We start from the raw sequence: 16,317 nt of genomic DNA on the forward strand, positions 1-16,317 counted from the left end.
AGTCGCTAGGATTCTTCTGTGACTGATCTGCCGTTGGCCCACCTGGGCGAGACCCTCTACCGTTCCGGATACACCGAACCACGGCTGCGCCAGTTCTGGGGTGGTCCGACCTCGGAGGCGCTGCTGCGCAACAACGCCGCACCCGCCATCCACCACTGCGCCCGGACGCTGGCGGACCAGTCGTCGACGGCCGCCGACCGTGCCATGGCCAGCGCGGCGCTGATCTTCCACTTCCACCGCACAGTCCCGGTCGCCCAGGTCCGCGCCCTGCTGGGGGAGTCCTTCGACACCGCCGCCGAGGCGGGGCTGATCACCGTGGACGACGACGAGGTGACCGCCCCCTTCGCCCTGACCCCCTATGAACTTCCCGTGGGTGTTCCCCGCGGCTTCCGTCCCGGGGACGAGAACCTCTACCTCGTGGCCGACCACGGGACCCTGACCACACCGGATGTCCTCGACGGCGAGTTCGTACTTGGACTCGGCGGAGCCGGCCGGACACTGGTGTCGATCACCCCGCGCGACCACGTCGGGGTGGCCGCCGACATCGGCACCGGCTGCGGAATCCAAGCTCTGCTGCTGACCCGCCACAGCGACCGAGTCATCGCCACCGACATCTCCCACCGGGCCCTGCGTCTGGCCGAACTCTCGGCCGGACTCAACGGTGTGACGACGATCGAATTCCGGCACGGCTCGCTTCTCGAACCATTGCAGGAACCCGTGGATCTGCTCGTGTCGAATCCGCCGTTCGTGATCACCCCGCGCAGCACGGACACCACCTTCGAATACCGGGACGGCGGAATGACTGGGGACCGACTCGTTCGGGAGCTCTTCACCCGGATCCCTGAGAACCTCGCCCCGGGCGGACGCAGCGTCTGCCTCGGAAACTGGGAAGCCGCCTCGGGGAAGGACGAAGGACCGGAGTCCTGGGTCAGCGATGACGACACGTCAGTGTTCGTCATCGAACGCGAAGCCCTGGACCCCATCGCCTACGCCGAGACCTGGATCCGCGACAGCGGGATCCCTCGCGCCAGCACCGCCTGGAACGACGCAGTCGCCGCATGGCTCGACGACTTCGCCACCAGAGCTGTGGACGAAGTCGTCTTCGGGTACGTGCTGATCGCGAAGTCCGATAACGATGTGCCAACGATTGGTACCGAAGATCCCGCGATCGGCGACGTCACCTCGGACGTCGACCGCGGACCGTTGGAGACGGCCGAGGGAGTGTTCAAGACCCGGGTCAGAGTCACCTCGGCGCCGGCGAACAATCCGCACGGACTCGCAGAGTTCCTCACCACGATCATCGCGATCCGGTCGTGGCTGGCAGCGGCCGGACCGGAGGAGATCGCCGCGACTGCTTTCACACGCTCTCCGGACCTCGTCGAACATCGCCATTTCCTTCCCGGGGCGCCGGAACCCAACTCGATCACCTTGGAACCGGGGATCGGCTTCGGGCAGGTCTTCGACCTCGACACGGCACTGGCCGGATTCGTGTCCGTCGCGGATGGGACGCTGACCCTGCGACAGACGGCCGGGGCCTTGGCCCAGCTTCTCGAGGTCGATCCCACGGCTCTGGAAGATCAGCTCGTGGCGCAGGTCAGAGCCCTGTGCGCGGCGGGTGCACTGCTGCCCGACGGCGGTTCGATCGGGACCTCGACGACTGGGACGTCGGCGGAATAGGGATAGGATCGGAAACCGTTGACCCCGTGTCCGAGCCGAGATCGGACGAGGTCCGGGCAGCATCCGGGCCGCAAGTGCCGATGAGGAACGTGTCCGTTCAACAGTGTTACATTGGGCCGGATCGTCCGTTGCAGCGGGCAGCTGATGCCGTGAGAGGAATGTGAAAGCGTGACCACAACCGAGAAGAAGCCCCGTCGCCTCGTCATCGTCGAGTCTCCGACGAAGGCGCGAACGATTGTGGGATACCTCGGCGACGGTTATGACGTCGAGGCCTCCGTCGGTCATATCCGCGACCTGCCCACCCCTTCGGAGCTGCCCGCCGATATGAAGAAGGGGCCGTACGGAAAGTTCGCTGTCGACGTCGACAACAACTTCGATCCCTATTATCGGATCGATCCGGGCAAGAAGAAGAAAGTCACCGAACTCAAGCGTCTGCTCAAGGACGCCGACGAACTCTATCTGGCAACGGATGAGGACCGCGAGGGAGAGGCCATCGCCTGGCATCTGCTCGAAGTCCTCAAACCGAAGATTCCGGTCAAGCGCATGGTCTTCCACGAGATCACGCCTGAGGCGATCGAACGGGCCCTGGAGAACACCCGCGATATCGATTCCTCGCTCGTCGACGCGCAGGAGACCCGCCGCATCCTCGACCGTCTCTACGGCTACGAGGTCTCACCCGTGCTGTGGCGCAAGATCCGTGCCGGGCTCTCGGCCGGACGTGTGCAGTCCGTGGCCACCCGCCTCGTCGTCGAACGCGAACGCGAACGCATGGCCTTCGTGCCCGCAGACTACTGGGACCTCGATATCGATCTCGGTCTGCCGGACGGGACGAACCCGTTCGCTGCGAATCTCACCACACTCGACGGATCGCGGGTGGCCAGCGGCCGTGACTTCAACGACAAGGGCGAGCTGAAGAACACCTCGGCGACGATCGTCGACCAGGCGCGAGCGGAGTCGTTGGCCACGGAGCTGAACGGCAGCGCCAAGGATGCGCTGACGGTGACCGCGGTGGAGTCGAAGCCGTACTCCCGGCGCCCGGCCGCACCCTTCACGACCTCGACCCTGCAGCAGGAAGCCGGACGCAAACTGCGCATGAGCGCTCGTCAGGCCATGCGCACCGCTCAGTCGCTGTACGAGCACGGCTACATCACCTATATGCGTACCGACTCCTCGGCGCTGTCGGGTCAGGCCATCGCTGCCGCCCGCAAGCAGGTGACCGAACTCTACGGTCCCGAATTCGTTCCGCAGTCGCCGCGCCAGTACGCGAGCAAGCAGAAATCGGCGCAGGAGGCCCACGAGGCGATCCGTCCCGCCGGTGACTCCTTCCGCACCCCGGCACAGGTGTCCAAGCAGCTCAACGGCGACGAGTTCCGTCTCTACGACCTCATCTGGAAGCGCACCGTCGCCAGCCAGATGGCCGACGCGAAGGGCAAGACCGCGACGATCAAGGTCAGCGCTGCTCTCGCCGACGGCCACGAAGCCGGTTTCAGCGCCAGCGGCACCGTCATCACCTTCCGCGGGTTCCTTGCCGCCTATGAAGAGGGCCAGGACGCGTCCCGCTACGACACGAAGTCCGGAGAATCGCGGCTGCCGCAGGTCGAAGAGGGCCAATCGCTGTCGGTCGTCAAGGCCGAAGCCGACGGCCACACCACCGCTCCGCCGCCGCGCTTCACCGAAGCCAGCCTGGTCAAGCAGCTCGAAGAGCTCGGCATCGGCCGACCCTCGACCTATGCTGCGACGATCTCCGTCATCCAGGACCGCGGCTATGTGACGACTCGCGGCAACGCATTGGTGCCCAGCTGGTTGGCGTTCTCCGTCGTCCGCCTGCTCGAAGAGCACTTCACCGGTCTGGTCGACTACGCGTTCACCGCTGACCTCGAATCCGAACTCGACCGGATCGCGATGGGCGAGGAGGATCGCAACGACTGGTTGGCCGGATTCTATTTCGGTGACAAGACCCAGGACCGTGAAGGACTCAAAGCCATCGTCGACGACCTCGGCGATATCGATGCCCGCGAGGTCAACACCGTCGCCATCAGCGAGGGCGTGAACCTGCGCGTGGGCCGCTACGGTCCCTACCTCGAGGTGGCTTCGGAGAAAGACGGAGAGGACCCGAAGCGGGTCTCCGTCCCCGACGATCTGGCACCCGATGAGCTGACAGCGGCGAAGGCCGCCGAACTCATCGAATCCCAAGGCGACGGCGACCGCGAGCTCGGCGTCGACCCGGAGACCGGACACACCATCGTGGCGAAGAACGGTCGTTTCGGACCCTATGTCTCCGAGGTGCTGCCCGAACCCGAGGAGAAGCCGAAGCGCGGCGCGAAGAAGCCGAAGCCGCGCACAGGTTCCCTGTTCAAGTCGATGGATCTGAACTCGATCGACCTCGAGACCGCGCTCAAGCTGCTCAGCCTGCCGCGCGTGGTCGGACAGGACGAAGAGGGCACGGACATCACCGCGCAGAACGGCCGATACGGACCGTACCTGAAGAAGGGAACCGACTCCCGCTCCCTGACCGATGAGGAGCAGATCTTCAACATCACCCTCGAAGAGGCGCTGAAGATCTACTCCGAGCCGAAGCAGCGCGGCGGTCGTCGGGCCGCGGCACCGCTGAAGGAACTCGGCGAGGACCCGGAGACGAAGAAGCCCGTCGTCGTCAAGGACGGTCGCTTCGGACCGTATGTCACCGACGGTGAGACGAATGCGACCCTGCGCAAGGACGACTCCGTCGAAGCCGTGACGCTCGAACGCGCCGCGACTCTGCTCGCCGAGAAGCGCGCGAAGGGACCGGCGAAGAAGAAAGCTCCGGCAAAGAAGGCCCCCGCCAAGAAGTCGACTGCGAAGAAGACGACGGCCGCCAAGACGACTACGTCGAAGACCACCGCGTCGAAGACCACCGCCGCGAAGAAGACGACGGCTTCCAAGTCGACTGCGTCGAAGTCCACGGCGGCGAGAACTCCGGCTGCGAAGAAGACGAGCACGGCCAAGCCGAAGACTCCCTGAGTCGACGTCCGCCGAGCCCGCGGCGTTCACCTGTCACTGCTTTCGCCACCTGCCTGATGGTCCGGCAGGTGGCGAAAGTCGTTTCTTCTCCCGTCGCCTGTGACACCCCGTGGCCCGTGATTGTTGGGTCGATCCACGGTGATCTCGACGTCGAAAACACCGTGGATCGACCCAACAATCGCCGTTTGCCGGCGCCGGCCACGTACTCCAGTGCCTCAGGGACGAGGACAGCAGTGCCTCAGGGATGAGGTCAGTCGCGCGACGAATCTGCGAAATCCGTGAGCGCCTGGCCGTCGAGTCGGTAGGTCTCCCACTCGTCCTGCGGCTTCGCACCCAGCGATTCGTAGAACCCGATGGACGGGGTGTTCCATTTGAGCACGCACCATTCGAGCCGCGTCAGTCCGCGCTCCTGGCAGATCTGCGCCAGCCGGCCGAGCAGCGCCTTTCCGGCTCCCGAGCCGCGATGTTCGGGCAAGACGAAGAGGTCCTCGAGCCAGATGCCGTTCCTGCCCGTCCAGGTCGAGAACGAATGGAACCAGATCGCGATGCCGATGACCTCGCCGCCCGACTCGGCCACGAGACCGAACGTGTTCGCATGACCACCGTCGGGGAACATCACTGCCGCGAAATCCGCCTCGGTGGCCTCGACCGCATCCGGTTCCTTCTCGTAGACGGCCAGCGCGCGGACGAGCCGCAGGATCTCGGGCAGATCAGAGCGTTCTGCTTCACGAATGGTGACGGTCATGGTGTGTGCTCCCAAAGTCGTTCGGTCAAAGGAATTCAGTCTCCGCGGTTCGCGCGCTGTCCCGGCCTGTGCCGACCACAGCTTTCGCCGACCTCACAGCCGGTGCTTGTCCGCGTGGGCGGCTACTTCGGCCAGCTCCTCGGCAGTGGGGGACAGGGGCGAATCCGGATTCGCGTCGGCATAGTAGGCGGCGAACGCCTCGGCGACGGAATCGATCGTCACCTCCGGATGGACCTCGCTGATCGATCCGCCCGTGGACGGATCCCAGTCGATTCCGAGGGCGGCTTCGACATCGGTGAGTACCGCGCGGATCGGATCCGGGTCCTCGACGACGACGGACGACGAGAACAGCCAGGCACCGGAGACCACGCGCTGGGCGGTGCCGATCGCCTTGATCCGCCCGGCCACGTTGACGCTGTGTTCACCGGGACAGTATTCGCCGGGAATCTCGCCGAGGCGGGCATCGATGCCCAGCCCGCGCAGCACCTCGACATAGTCCTGGCCGAAACCGGTGAACCGTGCGTTGGTGTTCGTGATGAATGAATCACTCGGTTCGATGTGATCGATGACCAGCGAACCCGGATGGTATGCGGCCGCGCGCCCGCCGAGGCTGCGCAGGGCAGGCGTGAAACCGTGATCCCGGGCCGCTTCGATGGCGGCGGCGAAGCCGGGCAGGAAACGATCCCTGGCACCGAACGCCAAGGTCGGGGCCGGTCGGTACATCCGCAGAGTCGCTCCGCGGCGTCCGGCCTTGACCGAATCGAGGAGGACGCGGGCGAATGCGAGTTCCTCCACGGGGCCCAAGCCTTCCGCCGCCACCGTTGTCATCGCCAGTGAGTCTGTGTGCACGAGTTCAAGGGTAGAGGATCGGCAGGCCCCGGTCGGGTTCGGGTTGTCGCAGATCGCACTCGTTTCCAAGAGATATGTCAGTTCGGCCAGATAGTGTAGGGCTGTGAGCATGTTGACGACTACAGGACACCGACTGCCCGGAGCCCCCGGCCGCCTGGTCACCGAGACCGCCGCCTGGGGTGCCCTGATCGTTCTTGTCGCGATCAGCTATGTCGTGGCAGGAACCAGCGGACTCGTCGCGACGGTGGGCGGACGCGCCTACACCGCCATGGGGGAGTCTCTCAGCGCCGGAGGTTTCGACAATCAGTTGGGCAGTCTGTCGCTGCTCATCGTCTTCGCCCTCTCCTGCGCAGGTCTCTTCATTCCCGCAAAGGTCTTCGCCTCCCGACCGCCGGCGGTGCGCAAGACAGCTCTGAGCATCTCAGCGATCGTCGAAGCCGCACTTCTCGTCGTCCTCAGCCTGGCTCCCAGCGCCTGGTTGACCTGGGTCGCGGCCCTGTTCCTCGGCGCCGTGGTCGGTCTGCTCATGAGCATCAACCCCTTCAGGCACGAGAAGCCGTGGCGCCGTGTCGGCATTCCCGCGGCCGTCCTCGTCTTCGTCTCCTGTGCCTTCCAGATCCTCGGCGGCTCTGCAGCGGGAACTCAAGCGCTCGGCTGGGTGTCCCTGCTGGTGGGCATCGGCATGGCCGCCGGTTCCGTCATCATCTTCCTCACCCCCGAACGTGCCCTGCACGCAGAGTCTGCGACGACCGGGCAGTTCCCCGAACTCAAGGCCCGGGTCGCCCGCCCCGCCGAGGCGATCGCGAATCCGTGGGTGTGCATCGGCCTCTTCGCCGTCCTCGGCGCGACCTTCATGCTTGCCCAGCCGACGGCGATCGGCCACGGCTATGGTCAGGCCGGTTTCGCGCTCATCATCGCCTGCTGCCTCGTCGGGTGGGCCGTCGGATTCGAGATGGGGCCGACCTTCGCCCCCGGAATGTCCCGTCCGCGTGTGTCCACTTTCGCTCTGCTCGTCTCCGGTGTGCTGCTGCTCGCCACCGGCGCCATCAACGAACTCTCCGGCAAGGTCGTGCTCTCGGCCGCGATCGCGTTCCTCGTCGGCATCGGCGTGCGCGCTCAGCCCTATGACTTCTCCCGCCGCTACGGTGCCGTCGCGGGCGCCGGTCTGGCCTTGGTGATCAACGCCCTCGATCTCGGCGGCACGGTCGAAGTCGGTTCAAGTCCTGACTGGATCCTGGCTCCCAGCGACGTCGCGTTCCTCATCTTCGGCATCGCCGCCCTGGTCGCCGGAGTCATCGGACTCTTCACCTTCGACCCGCACAGACTGCAGGGGCTGTCCGTCGACATCGTCCACGGATTCCGCCCGCCCAGCCAGCCGGAGACTGCGGCCGGCGGACTCGGGAACTCGGCCGAACGCCTCGGCGCCGGATTCTTCATCGCCATCGAAGGCGGAGATGGTTCCGGCAAGACCACACAGATCAAACGCATCTCCGCGGCTCTGGCCGATGACGGCTATCACGTGGAGGCCACTCGCGAACCCGGCGGCACCGAACTGGGCACGAAGATCCGTTCTGTTCTCTTCGACTCCGACCCGCCGAGCTCGCGCACCGAAGCCCTGCTCTTCGCCGCTGACCGTGCCCACCATGTGGCATCCCTGGTCGACCCCAGCCTCGACGCCGGAAACATCGTCATCACCGACCGGTACATCGATTCGACGATCGCCTACCAGGCAGCCGGTCGCAGCTTCGACGAGAAGACGATCCTCGCGCTGAGTCGGTGGGCCACCCAGGGGCTCGTACCGAACCTGACGATCGTCCTCGACATCGAACCCGAGGTCGCGGCCGAGCGGATGGGCAAGCGCGGCGACAGCAACTACCTCGACGACGAGAACCAGCAGTTCCACCAGCGCGTGCGCCAGACCTACCTGTCCCGCGCACACAAGGAACTCGACCGGTATGTCGTCCTCGACGCCTCGGTCGACGCCGATGAACTCACCGAGCAGATCCTCGCGGCCATCCGCGCTCGGCTTCCGCAGACCCTGGTCAAGCGCGACACCGGCACCGAGGCGCCCCCCGCCTCAACATCGAATGCTGAGCCCGACAGCGGCCCGGAACGCAGCTCCGTGCCGATCGCTGCCGTGGCCGCCGGAACCGTGCCTGACGACGATAAAGACGAAACATCCTCTCCCGACTCCTCCGCAGAAGTGGACGGTGCACCTGAGACTGCAGACGACTCTGTCGACGGCCGGGATACGGCAGATGGCTCCGCCGAGGATGACACCGATGCGAACGACACCGACGAACGCGATACGCGCGGCGAAGACGAGATGCACGAACGTGGACCGCGTTTCGTCCCCGCCTCCGGCGATCGCTTCGTTCCCTCTGCGGTCACCGACGCCGAGGCCGAGATCTCGGGTGCTGTTCCCACCAAACGCGTCGACCTCGGAGCGGATCTGCGAGAGGATCCGACCGCCTCGGCGAGTGAGGAACCATCCGGTGCTACCAGTGCTCCGGGGGTCGCCGGTGAGGCCGCGGACCGGGACTCGGAGAATGACGAGGAGGAGCTCCCGTCGTTCCTCGAGCAGAAGGGTGCGCGCCGATCCGACGAGGATGATGCCACCACGGTGCTGCCGACCCACGGAACCGACGCGATCATCGATGACAGCGACGATGCCGATGGTGTGCCGACGGACCGAATCGTCACGGATGAAGACGCGGAAACCCGCATCGTCAACCGTGTCGATCCCGAAGACGCCGAAACCCGCGTGGTTCACCGGGCCGATTCGAGTGCCGAGGCAGGTGCGGGTGGCGCATTCGAGGACTCGGCCGATGCCGGGGATGCGGAAACCACGGTGCTGCCGGTCCGCAGTGCACGGGAGATGAGTCGTGAACGGCTGCAGGCGCAAGCCGAGATCGAACGGCAGGCTCGGGAACGTCTGCGCAGGCAGCGGGAACGCAGCAACCGCCGCTTCACCAACCCGGAGGATTCCTGAAGTGAGCGTCTTCGACGAACTCGTCGGCCAGGATGACGTCGTCACCCAGCTCGGCTATGCCCTGGACAACCCGGCGGCGATGACCCATGCCTGGCTGTTCACCGGTCCTCCCGGCTCAGGGCGATCCAATGCGGCTCGGGCCTTCGCCGCGGCCCTGATCTCCGGTGGCACCGAATCGAACGACGTGACCGCCAGGGTGCTGTCGGGACATCACGAGTCGCTGACGATCATGTCGACGCAGAAGTCGGTCATCTCGATCGAAGAGGTCCGCGAACTCGTATCCAAGGCTCAGTCGTCGCCGGTGAACTCGAAATGGCGTGTCGTCATCATCGAAGATGCCGATCGGATGATGGAGCGGACGGCGAACGTGCTGCTCAAAGCCATCGAAGAACCTCCTCCGGGAACTGTGTGGCTGCTGTGTGCACCGAGCCCGATCGATGTGCTGACCACCATCCGATCGCGGTGTCGCCCGGTACGCCTGCGTATTCCTTCTCGGGAGGCCGTGGCACAGCTGTTGATGCAGCGAGACAGTGTCTCGGAGGATCGTGCCCATTGGGCTGCGGCCGTGGCTCAGAACCACATCGGGCGCGCGAAATACCTGGCGCTCAACGAGTCGGCCGACGCCGAACGCAAACAGATCCTCGCCATCCCGGGCAAACTCACCTCGGTGGGGGCGACGATACGTTTGGCCGGTCGGATCGTCGACGCAGCGGCAGAGACCGCGAAGTCACGAGTCGAAGAGCGCAATGCCGCCGAGCGGACTCAGCTTCTGACCACATTGGGGGTCGAAGGGGAGAAGACGATTCCGCCCTCGGCCAGAGCGCAGATCAGAAAGCTCGAGGAAGAGCAGAAGCGCCGTTCGGTGCGGGCCCGCAACGATGAGCTCGACCGGATCTTCCTCGAGCTCATGAGCCTCTACCGTGACATCCTCATGTACCAGCTGGGGATCCGAGACGGGTGGATCAACGCCGGCGAAGTCGATCTCATCGCCGAACAGGCGAACCGGGACGGCCCCGACACCACTCTGCTGCGCATCGATGCGATCACCGAGGCCCGGCAGCGCCTGCAGACGAACATGTCGCCCGTGCTCATCGTCGAAGCAGCCTTCGTGCTGCTGTCGAACCCCTGGCTGCAAGAGGACCGCACGGGCGCACTCTGATCGCCGACGGTTGGGCGCGCCGGGGGAATGGCCGAAGACGCTCAGTCGTCGCCGAGGAGTTCTGCTATGAGTGCTGCGGTGAGTTCGATGCGGCGGGGAATCCAGATCTGCAGAGCATGTTCGGTCCGGGCGTGGGAACCTCCGCCGACGGTGCCGAGGCCGTCGAGGGTCGGCGTCCCGACTCCGGCGGTGAAGTTGCCGTCCGACCCGCCGCCGACTGCGACTGACCGCAGCGGGGGATGCCCGAGTCGTCCTGCCAGTCGTTGGGCACGGGCATACAGGCCCATCGCCATGTCCTCTTCGAGCGGGGCGCGGTTGATTCCGCCTTTGAGTTCGATCTTCGCACCGGCCACGCTGGGCGTCAGGGCGCGCAGAGCCTCATCAATGCGCACCTGTTCATCCGCCGAGGCTGCCCTGGAGTCGATGCCGACGACGGCTTTGGCCGGTACGGTGTTCGTGGTCGATCCGCTGGTCATCACGGTCGGGACTACAGAGGTCCCGACAGAGGGTTTGTGCAGTGCAGCGATCTCGATGACCTGGTTGGCCACTTCGATGGTGGCGTTGATGCCCTTCTCCGGTTCTACTCCGGCATGCGATGCCAGACCGGTGACTTCGAGCTGGTAGATCGCCACGCCTTTGCGAGCGATCTTGACGGCACCGTCGGCGGCACCGCTTTCGAACACGAGGGCGGCCTTCGATCCGCGCGCTTCGTCTTCGATGATCTGCCGGGAGCCAGGGGAACCGAGTTCTTCATCGGCAGTGATGAGGAGGCTGACGCCATCGAGATGGCCGAGTTCGGCGCGGACCTTCGCCAACGCGTAGATTGCGATGAGCAGTCCGCCCTTCATGTCATCGGCGCCGGGTCCGCGAACAACTCCGTCCTTGACCGAATACGGAAAATCAGCGAGCGTTCCCGTCGGCCAGACGGTGTCGTGGTGGCCGATGAGCACGACTTTGCGCGGTCCGGTGCCGAAGCGCCACAGCACATGCGGGTGGCCGTCGGTCTCGACGATCTGAGGTGCGGCACCGAGCATTCCGGTGCCGATTCGCGAGACGAGCCGTGCACTGCGGGCCAGGGAAGAGAGGTCGTTGGAGAACGACTCGCATTCGATGAGCGCCTGGAAATCACTCATGAAATCGTCGGAGTCGAACTCTGCCATGGATGTCTCACCTTCTCGCTTGTCAGCCAACTGTTCTTTCAAGGTTAACTGGTGCCCGGTCGCGGCCCGGCGGCACCCGCTCAGGGGCGGGCCAGGTGGTCGGTTGTCGCCGTCCGGCGAGGGGGTGACGAAGCTCTCTGCCGGAACCGCCCTGGAGGGTGGTCGTCGTTTTGACCGCTGGCAGAGAAGTTGGCTAAAGTTGGTTCGGTTGCCGCCTTAGCTCAGTCGGCAGAGCGATTCACTCGTAATGAATAGGTCGCGGGTTCGATTCCCGCAGGCGGCTCGGCAACAGCCCCTCCCACCAGGACAGACTCTGGTGCGGGAGGGGCTTTCTCGTGGCCGAAGTGCCTGTTAGGCGAGACCCTCTCAGCCGGGAGGCGGAGCGAAGACGGTCTCACTTGCTTGGCAACCCGTCTGCAGGCTGCGGCTGAGATCGTCGGTGGTGCTCACTCGGCTGACCATCAGACACAGCGCTTCGCCATCGACGGACGTCGTCGTGTGAAAGCTGCCTGGAGACATGACGATTCCCTGCCCCGGGCGGACAAGAAACCGATTGACCGTTCCGTCGTCGACATCGTCTCGGAACAAGTGCTGGACGATCGTACCGGTGATCGGAATGAGCGCCTGCTCCGTGAGCAGATGCGCTTCGAAATCCTCCGGTGGCTCTGCGCGGTCGTAAGAAACCCACAGCAGATCGGTCGTTCCGTCGGCGCCTGGTTCGAAAAGGGAAGCACGGAAGAACGAGGTCGCTGCTGACAGGAATGCTGACGAACCGGGCACCTGCTGGGCGTGGAAATCCATCACCCTGCCGAACGGCGCGAAGGCTTCCGGCGTCAGCTCGAGCATTCCGTCCCCCGCGAGGTCGGAGTTCTCGCGCCGACCCAAGGTCACGTGAGAGCGGGAAGGAGACTTCACGGTTCACTTCACCCGACCGGCTCAGGCATCTTTTCCACGGTGTAGGACATTTCGATGCTGTCCTCGGTGCGCGGGTCGAACAGGCGCACTCGCCAGAGTGAGGCGAACTGGTCAACACCTTCAGCCATGGGGATGGTGCCAGAGATGAGGACGGTGCCCGGCTGCGCGACCTCCTTGGCCTTGAGTTCGTCAAGCCAATAGCTCGGAGGCAGCAGATCGGCAAAGCTTCCATCCTGAAGCTGTGATTCGACGCCACCCGCATCAGTGACGAAGGACTCGATGCGGATCTCGTCGATGTGATCGGCAATTTCCTCATAGACCCATGCACGCTTGGCCAGAATGTTCGGTGCAGCATTCTTGCTCCATGCCACTCCATACACTTCGAGGTCGCGATCGGTCTGATCGCTGGCTGCGGTGATGAGTACGCCGCGGTCCGATACGACCAGCGCCCATTCCGCCTCTCCAGAAGATTTTCCGTGCTGGACCGTCACGGTCTCAGCCTGCTGAGCAAGGTAAGGAGACACGGGGTATAGGGCGGGCACCTGGCTGGGGCCAGGTACTCCGAGAGCGGCCAACTCGTCAATGTGATGCTGAACCGCTTCTTGGTTTCGACCGGCATAGCCCGCGTTGAGAAGCCTGTCGACGTGTACGTCAACGGTGGTCTTGTCCGGGAGTTCGAAGGTAAGCATCGTGTGTTCTTCCTTGTCGTCGATGAGGTTTCACGTGATGTTGTCTCATTGTATACAGCCTGTATACTGTTAGCGCAATCACAGTTCTTGCCGCAGAGTCGCAGGCGAGCATTGTCCAGACAGATGAAAAGGATTGCTATGCAGAGTGCATCAACAACCCGTCCGCCGGTGGCGCGGAAGGATCTCATCAAGGCATTCGCCGCCAGCCTGAGCGGCACCACGCTCGAGTGGTACGACTTCGCCATCTATTCGGCAGCGGCGGCCATCGTCTTCCCCGTGCTCTTCTTCCCTTCGGGCGACCCGATGGTCGGCGTGCTGTTGGCCTTCTCGACCTATGCAGTCGGCTACGTCTCTCGGCCGTTGGGCGGAATCGTCTTCGGCCGCCTCGGCGACAAAGTCGGTCGAAAGAAAGTCCTGGTCTGGACTCTTGTGCTCATCGGAGTCTCGACATGTCTCATCGGCATCCTTCCGACCTACCAGAGCATCTCCCTGTGGGCTCCGCTCTTACTGGTGCTCCTGCGTTTCGCTCAGGGCATCGGTGTCGGCGGTGAATGGGGCGGCGCTGTCCTCCTGTCTAGCGAATACGGAGATCCGCGCTATCGCGGCTTCTGGTCGTCAGCTGCTCAGATCGGACCTCCGGCCGGCAACCTCATGGCCAATGGTGCCTTTGCGGGTCTGACTCTCGCCCTCAGCGAAGAGCAGTTCTTCGCTTGGGGCTGGCGTGTGGCGTTCCTCGTGTCGGCGGTGCTCGTGCTCTTCGGTCTGTGGATCCGTCTCAAGCTCGAAGACACCCCGGTATTCAAGGCAGTCGAACAGTCGGGTGAGCGTCCCGAGAAGCCGATCACAGAACTTCTGCAGACCGAGTCGCGCCCGCTGTTCTCGGCGATCCTCGCCCGCATCGGGCCCGATGTCACCTACGCACTCTTCACAGTCTTCACCCTCGCCTACGGCACGATTGTGCTCGACCTCGACCGGACCACGGTGTTGGGCGCGGTCATGCTCGGCTCAGCTTTCCAGGTCATCTGCATCCCGCTGGCCGGCTACCTCTCAGACATCATCAACCGGCGTCTTGTCTATGGTGTCGCTGCGGTGGGCGCAGTGGCGTGGACCTTCGTTTTCTTCACCAAGCTCGAAGCAGGAGACGCCACCTGGATGTACGTCGGCATCCCCGTCGGACTGTTCTTCCACTCGCTCATGTACGGGCCGCAGGCGGCGTTCGTCGTCGAGCAGTTCACACCTCGACTGAGGTACACAGGTTCGTCACTGGCATACACCATCGCCGGTGTGCTCGGCGGGGCGATCGCTCCGATGATGTTCACGCTGCTGCTCGACAACACCGGAACCTGGGTCTGGGTGGCCGTGTATTTGGCCGGAGCCGTGACTCTCACGTTGATCGGTCTGATCATGGGACGCAACAGCAACGTGCAGGAGGACGTCGACCATCTTGAGAAGCTCGCCGCTGCGCAGCGTTCGGCTGAAGTCATCGATGAGGTGGCGCCGAGTCATTGAGTTCGGTCAGTCATGTGCTCCGACTGCGACTAACAGTCGGGGCACATGACTGGCCTTCTCGCGGCGAATGTGGCACTCAGCGGGACAGCAGCAGATTCTGCGTCTGAGTGATGTGCTCGCAGATAGCGTTGGTAGTCGCCTCGGCATCACCGGAGCGCAGCGACTCAAGGATCTGGGAATGTTCTTCGAGCACCTGTGCCGGACGGTCGGCGCTCGTCCAGGTTGCAGAGATGCCGAAGCGGACGTGTTTGACTCGCAATCGGGTGTAGATGTCGCTGAGCACCCTATTGCCTGCGGCATCGACCATTGCGGCATGGAAACGCTGGTCGAGACTGATGAAATCCGGAATCGTGTCGTCGGCGACCGGCAGCTCCACCTGCTGCTGGTAGAGGTCATCCATGGCTGCGATCGGCGCTTCTCCGGATGCCAAGATCTGCCGAGCGGTCTCGAGCTCGATCATCTGCCGGACCTCCATCGTCTCGCGGATCTCTCGATCGTCACTGGGCCGTATGTATGCCCCGCGGTGCGGAATGAGGTCAACGAGGCCGTCAGAGGCGAGCATGATAAGCGCTTCACGAATTGGGGTGCGGGACAGGCCGAACCTCTTGACCAGATCCCCTTCGGTCAGGAAGGTGCCTTGTATAGCCGGGTCCGTCAGTACGAGGTCGCGCAGGCGCTCATAGGCAGTCCGGCGTGCAGCGGGACCTGACGATGTTTGCATACAACCCACCTTAGTCGTTTGCCGGATAACCAGCATCGGCCACGACAAGAGAAAAAGAGGAGAGATACATGAAGATCGCAATGGTGCAGATGAACTCGACTGGGGACCAGCAGGAGAATCTCGACCGAGTCGCCGAGCACACTGCCTCGGCAGTTCGGAAGGGAGCTCGCCTCGTCGTCTTCCCTGAAGCTGCCCAGATCGCTTTCGGGAACGACCTGGCGCGTGCGACCGCTGAGGATGACGGTCAGTGGTCTGAGTCGATTGCGCAGATTGCTGCAGAGAACAACACTGTAATTGCTGTCGGTGCCTTCCGCGCGGGTGAAAATGGGACGGTGGTCAACACTCTCATCGTGCGCGGAGTCGACGAAGGCCGCGAGATCAGTGTCGACTACGACAAGATCCATCTCTACGATGCATTCGGACATCGCGAATCGGACACAGTGACTGCAGGGGAGTCGGTGCGCACATTCCGCCTGGGCGGACTCACTTTCGGCCTGGCCATCTGCTATGACGTACGTTTCCCGGCACTGTTCACAGCTCAAGCTCGAGCAGGAGCAGATGCGATCATCGTCGCGACCTCATGGGGCGCGGGCCCTGGAAAAGCCGAGCAGTGGAAGCTGTTGGGTCCAGCCCGCGCCCTGGATTCGACCGCTTACGTGCTCGCCTGCGACCAAGCCGACCCCGCGGTCACAGGAATTCCGGTGAAGGACGGCAGTCCGACGGGGATCGGACACTCCTATGTGGCGTCACCGAACGGCACGCTGATCGCCGAGGCAGGGCGAGGTGAGGAGATCATCTTCGCTGACATCGACCACAGTCGAGTGGCGGAAATCCGTGGGACCCTGCCTGTCCTTCAGAACTCGCGTCTTAAAGGTGCCCTTTTCGTCGAGGGCGTCTGAAC

Annotated in this window: 12 protein-coding genes and 1 tRNA gene; 7 read left to right on the top strand and 6 right to left on the bottom strand. The window is 64.1% G+C overall.

The genetic code is table 11. The features are described 5' to 3' along the window. The first annotated feature begins 18 nt into the window (after positions 1–18). Positions 19–1,677 (top strand): methyltransferase, encoded by a 1,659-nt coding sequence (locus tag KTJ89_RS05795; protein WP_259357057.1) that lies wholly within the window; start codon positions 19–21, stop codon positions 1,675–1,677. A gap of 168 nt (positions 1,678–1,845) precedes the next feature. Then, on the top strand, positions 1,846–4,677 hold the full coding sequence (gene topA / locus KTJ89_RS05800; RefSeq protein WP_259357058.1) for a type I DNA topoisomerase: 2,832 nt from the start codon (positions 1,846–1,848) through the stop codon (positions 4,675–4,677). A 250-nt stretch (positions 4,678–4,927) separates the two neighbouring features. On the opposite strand, the gene KTJ89_RS05805 is transcribed toward topA, so the two are convergent. Together KTJ89_RS05805 and KTJ89_RS05810 are read right to left on the bottom strand one after the other, a co-directional pair. After that, positions 4,928–5,422, bottom strand: coding sequence for a GNAT family N-acetyltransferase (locus KTJ89_RS05805; protein ID WP_139468696.1), 495 nt, complete (start codon positions 5,420–5,422; stop codon positions 4,928–4,930). A gap of 93 nt (positions 5,423–5,515) precedes the next feature. Next, the gene (locus KTJ89_RS05810) at positions 5,516–6,271 is read right to left on the bottom strand and encodes a lipoate--protein ligase family protein (RefSeq protein ID WP_248283969.1); all 756 of its coding nucleotides are present in this window, start codon (positions 6,269–6,271) and stop codon (positions 5,516–5,518) included. Positions 6,272–6,380: 109 nt separating this feature from the next. Here KTJ89_RS05810 and tmk point away from each other — a divergent pair, with 109 nt between their 5' ends. After that, complete coding sequence (gene tmk / locus KTJ89_RS05815) at positions 6,381–9,263, top strand: dTMP kinase (RefSeq protein WP_259357059.1); 2,883 nt, start codon at positions 6,381–6,383, stop codon at positions 9,261–9,263. A 1-nt stretch (position 9,264) separates the two neighbouring features. Then, positions 9,265–10,422: a DNA polymerase III subunit delta' gene (locus KTJ89_RS05820; protein ID WP_172173890.1), complete on the top strand. Its 1,158-nt coding sequence runs from the start codon at positions 9,265–9,267 to the stop codon at positions 10,420–10,422. 41 nt (positions 10,423–10,463) lie between these two features. On the opposite strand, the gene KTJ89_RS05825 is transcribed toward KTJ89_RS05820, so the two are convergent. Then, positions 10,464–11,582 (bottom strand): M20/M25/M40 family metallo-hydrolase, encoded by a 1,119-nt coding sequence (locus KTJ89_RS05825; RefSeq protein ID WP_172173887.1) that lies wholly within the window; start codon positions 11,580–11,582, stop codon positions 10,464–10,466. A 210-nt stretch (positions 11,583–11,792) separates the two neighbouring features. Between KTJ89_RS05825 and KTJ89_RS05830 the strand changes: the two genes are divergently transcribed. After that, positions 11,793–11,865: transfer RNA gene (locus KTJ89_RS05830), tRNA-Thr, on the top strand. Between the two features lie 83 nt (positions 11,866–11,948). On the opposite strand, the gene KTJ89_RS05835 is transcribed toward KTJ89_RS05830, so the two are convergent. Both KTJ89_RS05835 and KTJ89_RS05840 read right to left on the bottom strand, forming a co-directional pair. Beyond that, positions 11,949–12,497, bottom strand: a complete 549-nt coding sequence (locus KTJ89_RS05835) for an ureidoglycolate lyase (protein WP_139468693.1) — start codon at positions 12,495–12,497, stop codon at positions 11,949–11,951. 8 nt (positions 12,498–12,505) lie between these two features. Beyond that, positions 12,506–13,186: a DUF2848 domain-containing protein gene (locus KTJ89_RS05840; protein WP_139468692.1), complete on the bottom strand. Its 681-nt coding sequence runs from the start codon at positions 13,184–13,186 to the stop codon at positions 12,506–12,508. 138 nt (positions 13,187–13,324) lie between these two features. Here KTJ89_RS05840 and KTJ89_RS05845 point away from each other — a divergent pair, with 138 nt between their 5' ends. Further along, positions 13,325–14,695: an MFS transporter gene (locus tag KTJ89_RS05845; RefSeq protein WP_253904003.1), complete on the top strand. Its 1,371-nt coding sequence runs from the start codon at positions 13,325–13,327 to the stop codon at positions 14,693–14,695. 76 nt (positions 14,696–14,771) lie between these two features. Here KTJ89_RS05845 and KTJ89_RS05850 read toward each other — a convergent pair whose 3' ends face one another. Further along, complete coding sequence (locus KTJ89_RS05850) at positions 14,772–15,416, bottom strand: GntR family transcriptional regulator (RefSeq protein ID WP_172173881.1); 645 nt, start codon at positions 15,414–15,416, stop codon at positions 14,772–14,774. 68 nt (positions 15,417–15,484) lie between these two features. Between KTJ89_RS05850 and KTJ89_RS05855 the strand changes: the two genes are divergently transcribed. Further along, on the top strand, positions 15,485–16,315 hold the full coding sequence (locus KTJ89_RS05855) for a carbon-nitrogen hydrolase family protein (RefSeq protein ID WP_259357060.1): 831 nt from the start codon (positions 15,485–15,487) through the stop codon (positions 16,313–16,315). Positions 16,316–16,317 lie beyond the last annotated feature (2 nt).

Source organism: Brevibacterium sediminis, assembly GCF_024895295.1.
GTDB lineage: Bacteria > Actinomycetota > Actinomycetes > Actinomycetales > Brevibacteriaceae > Brevibacterium > Brevibacterium sediminis.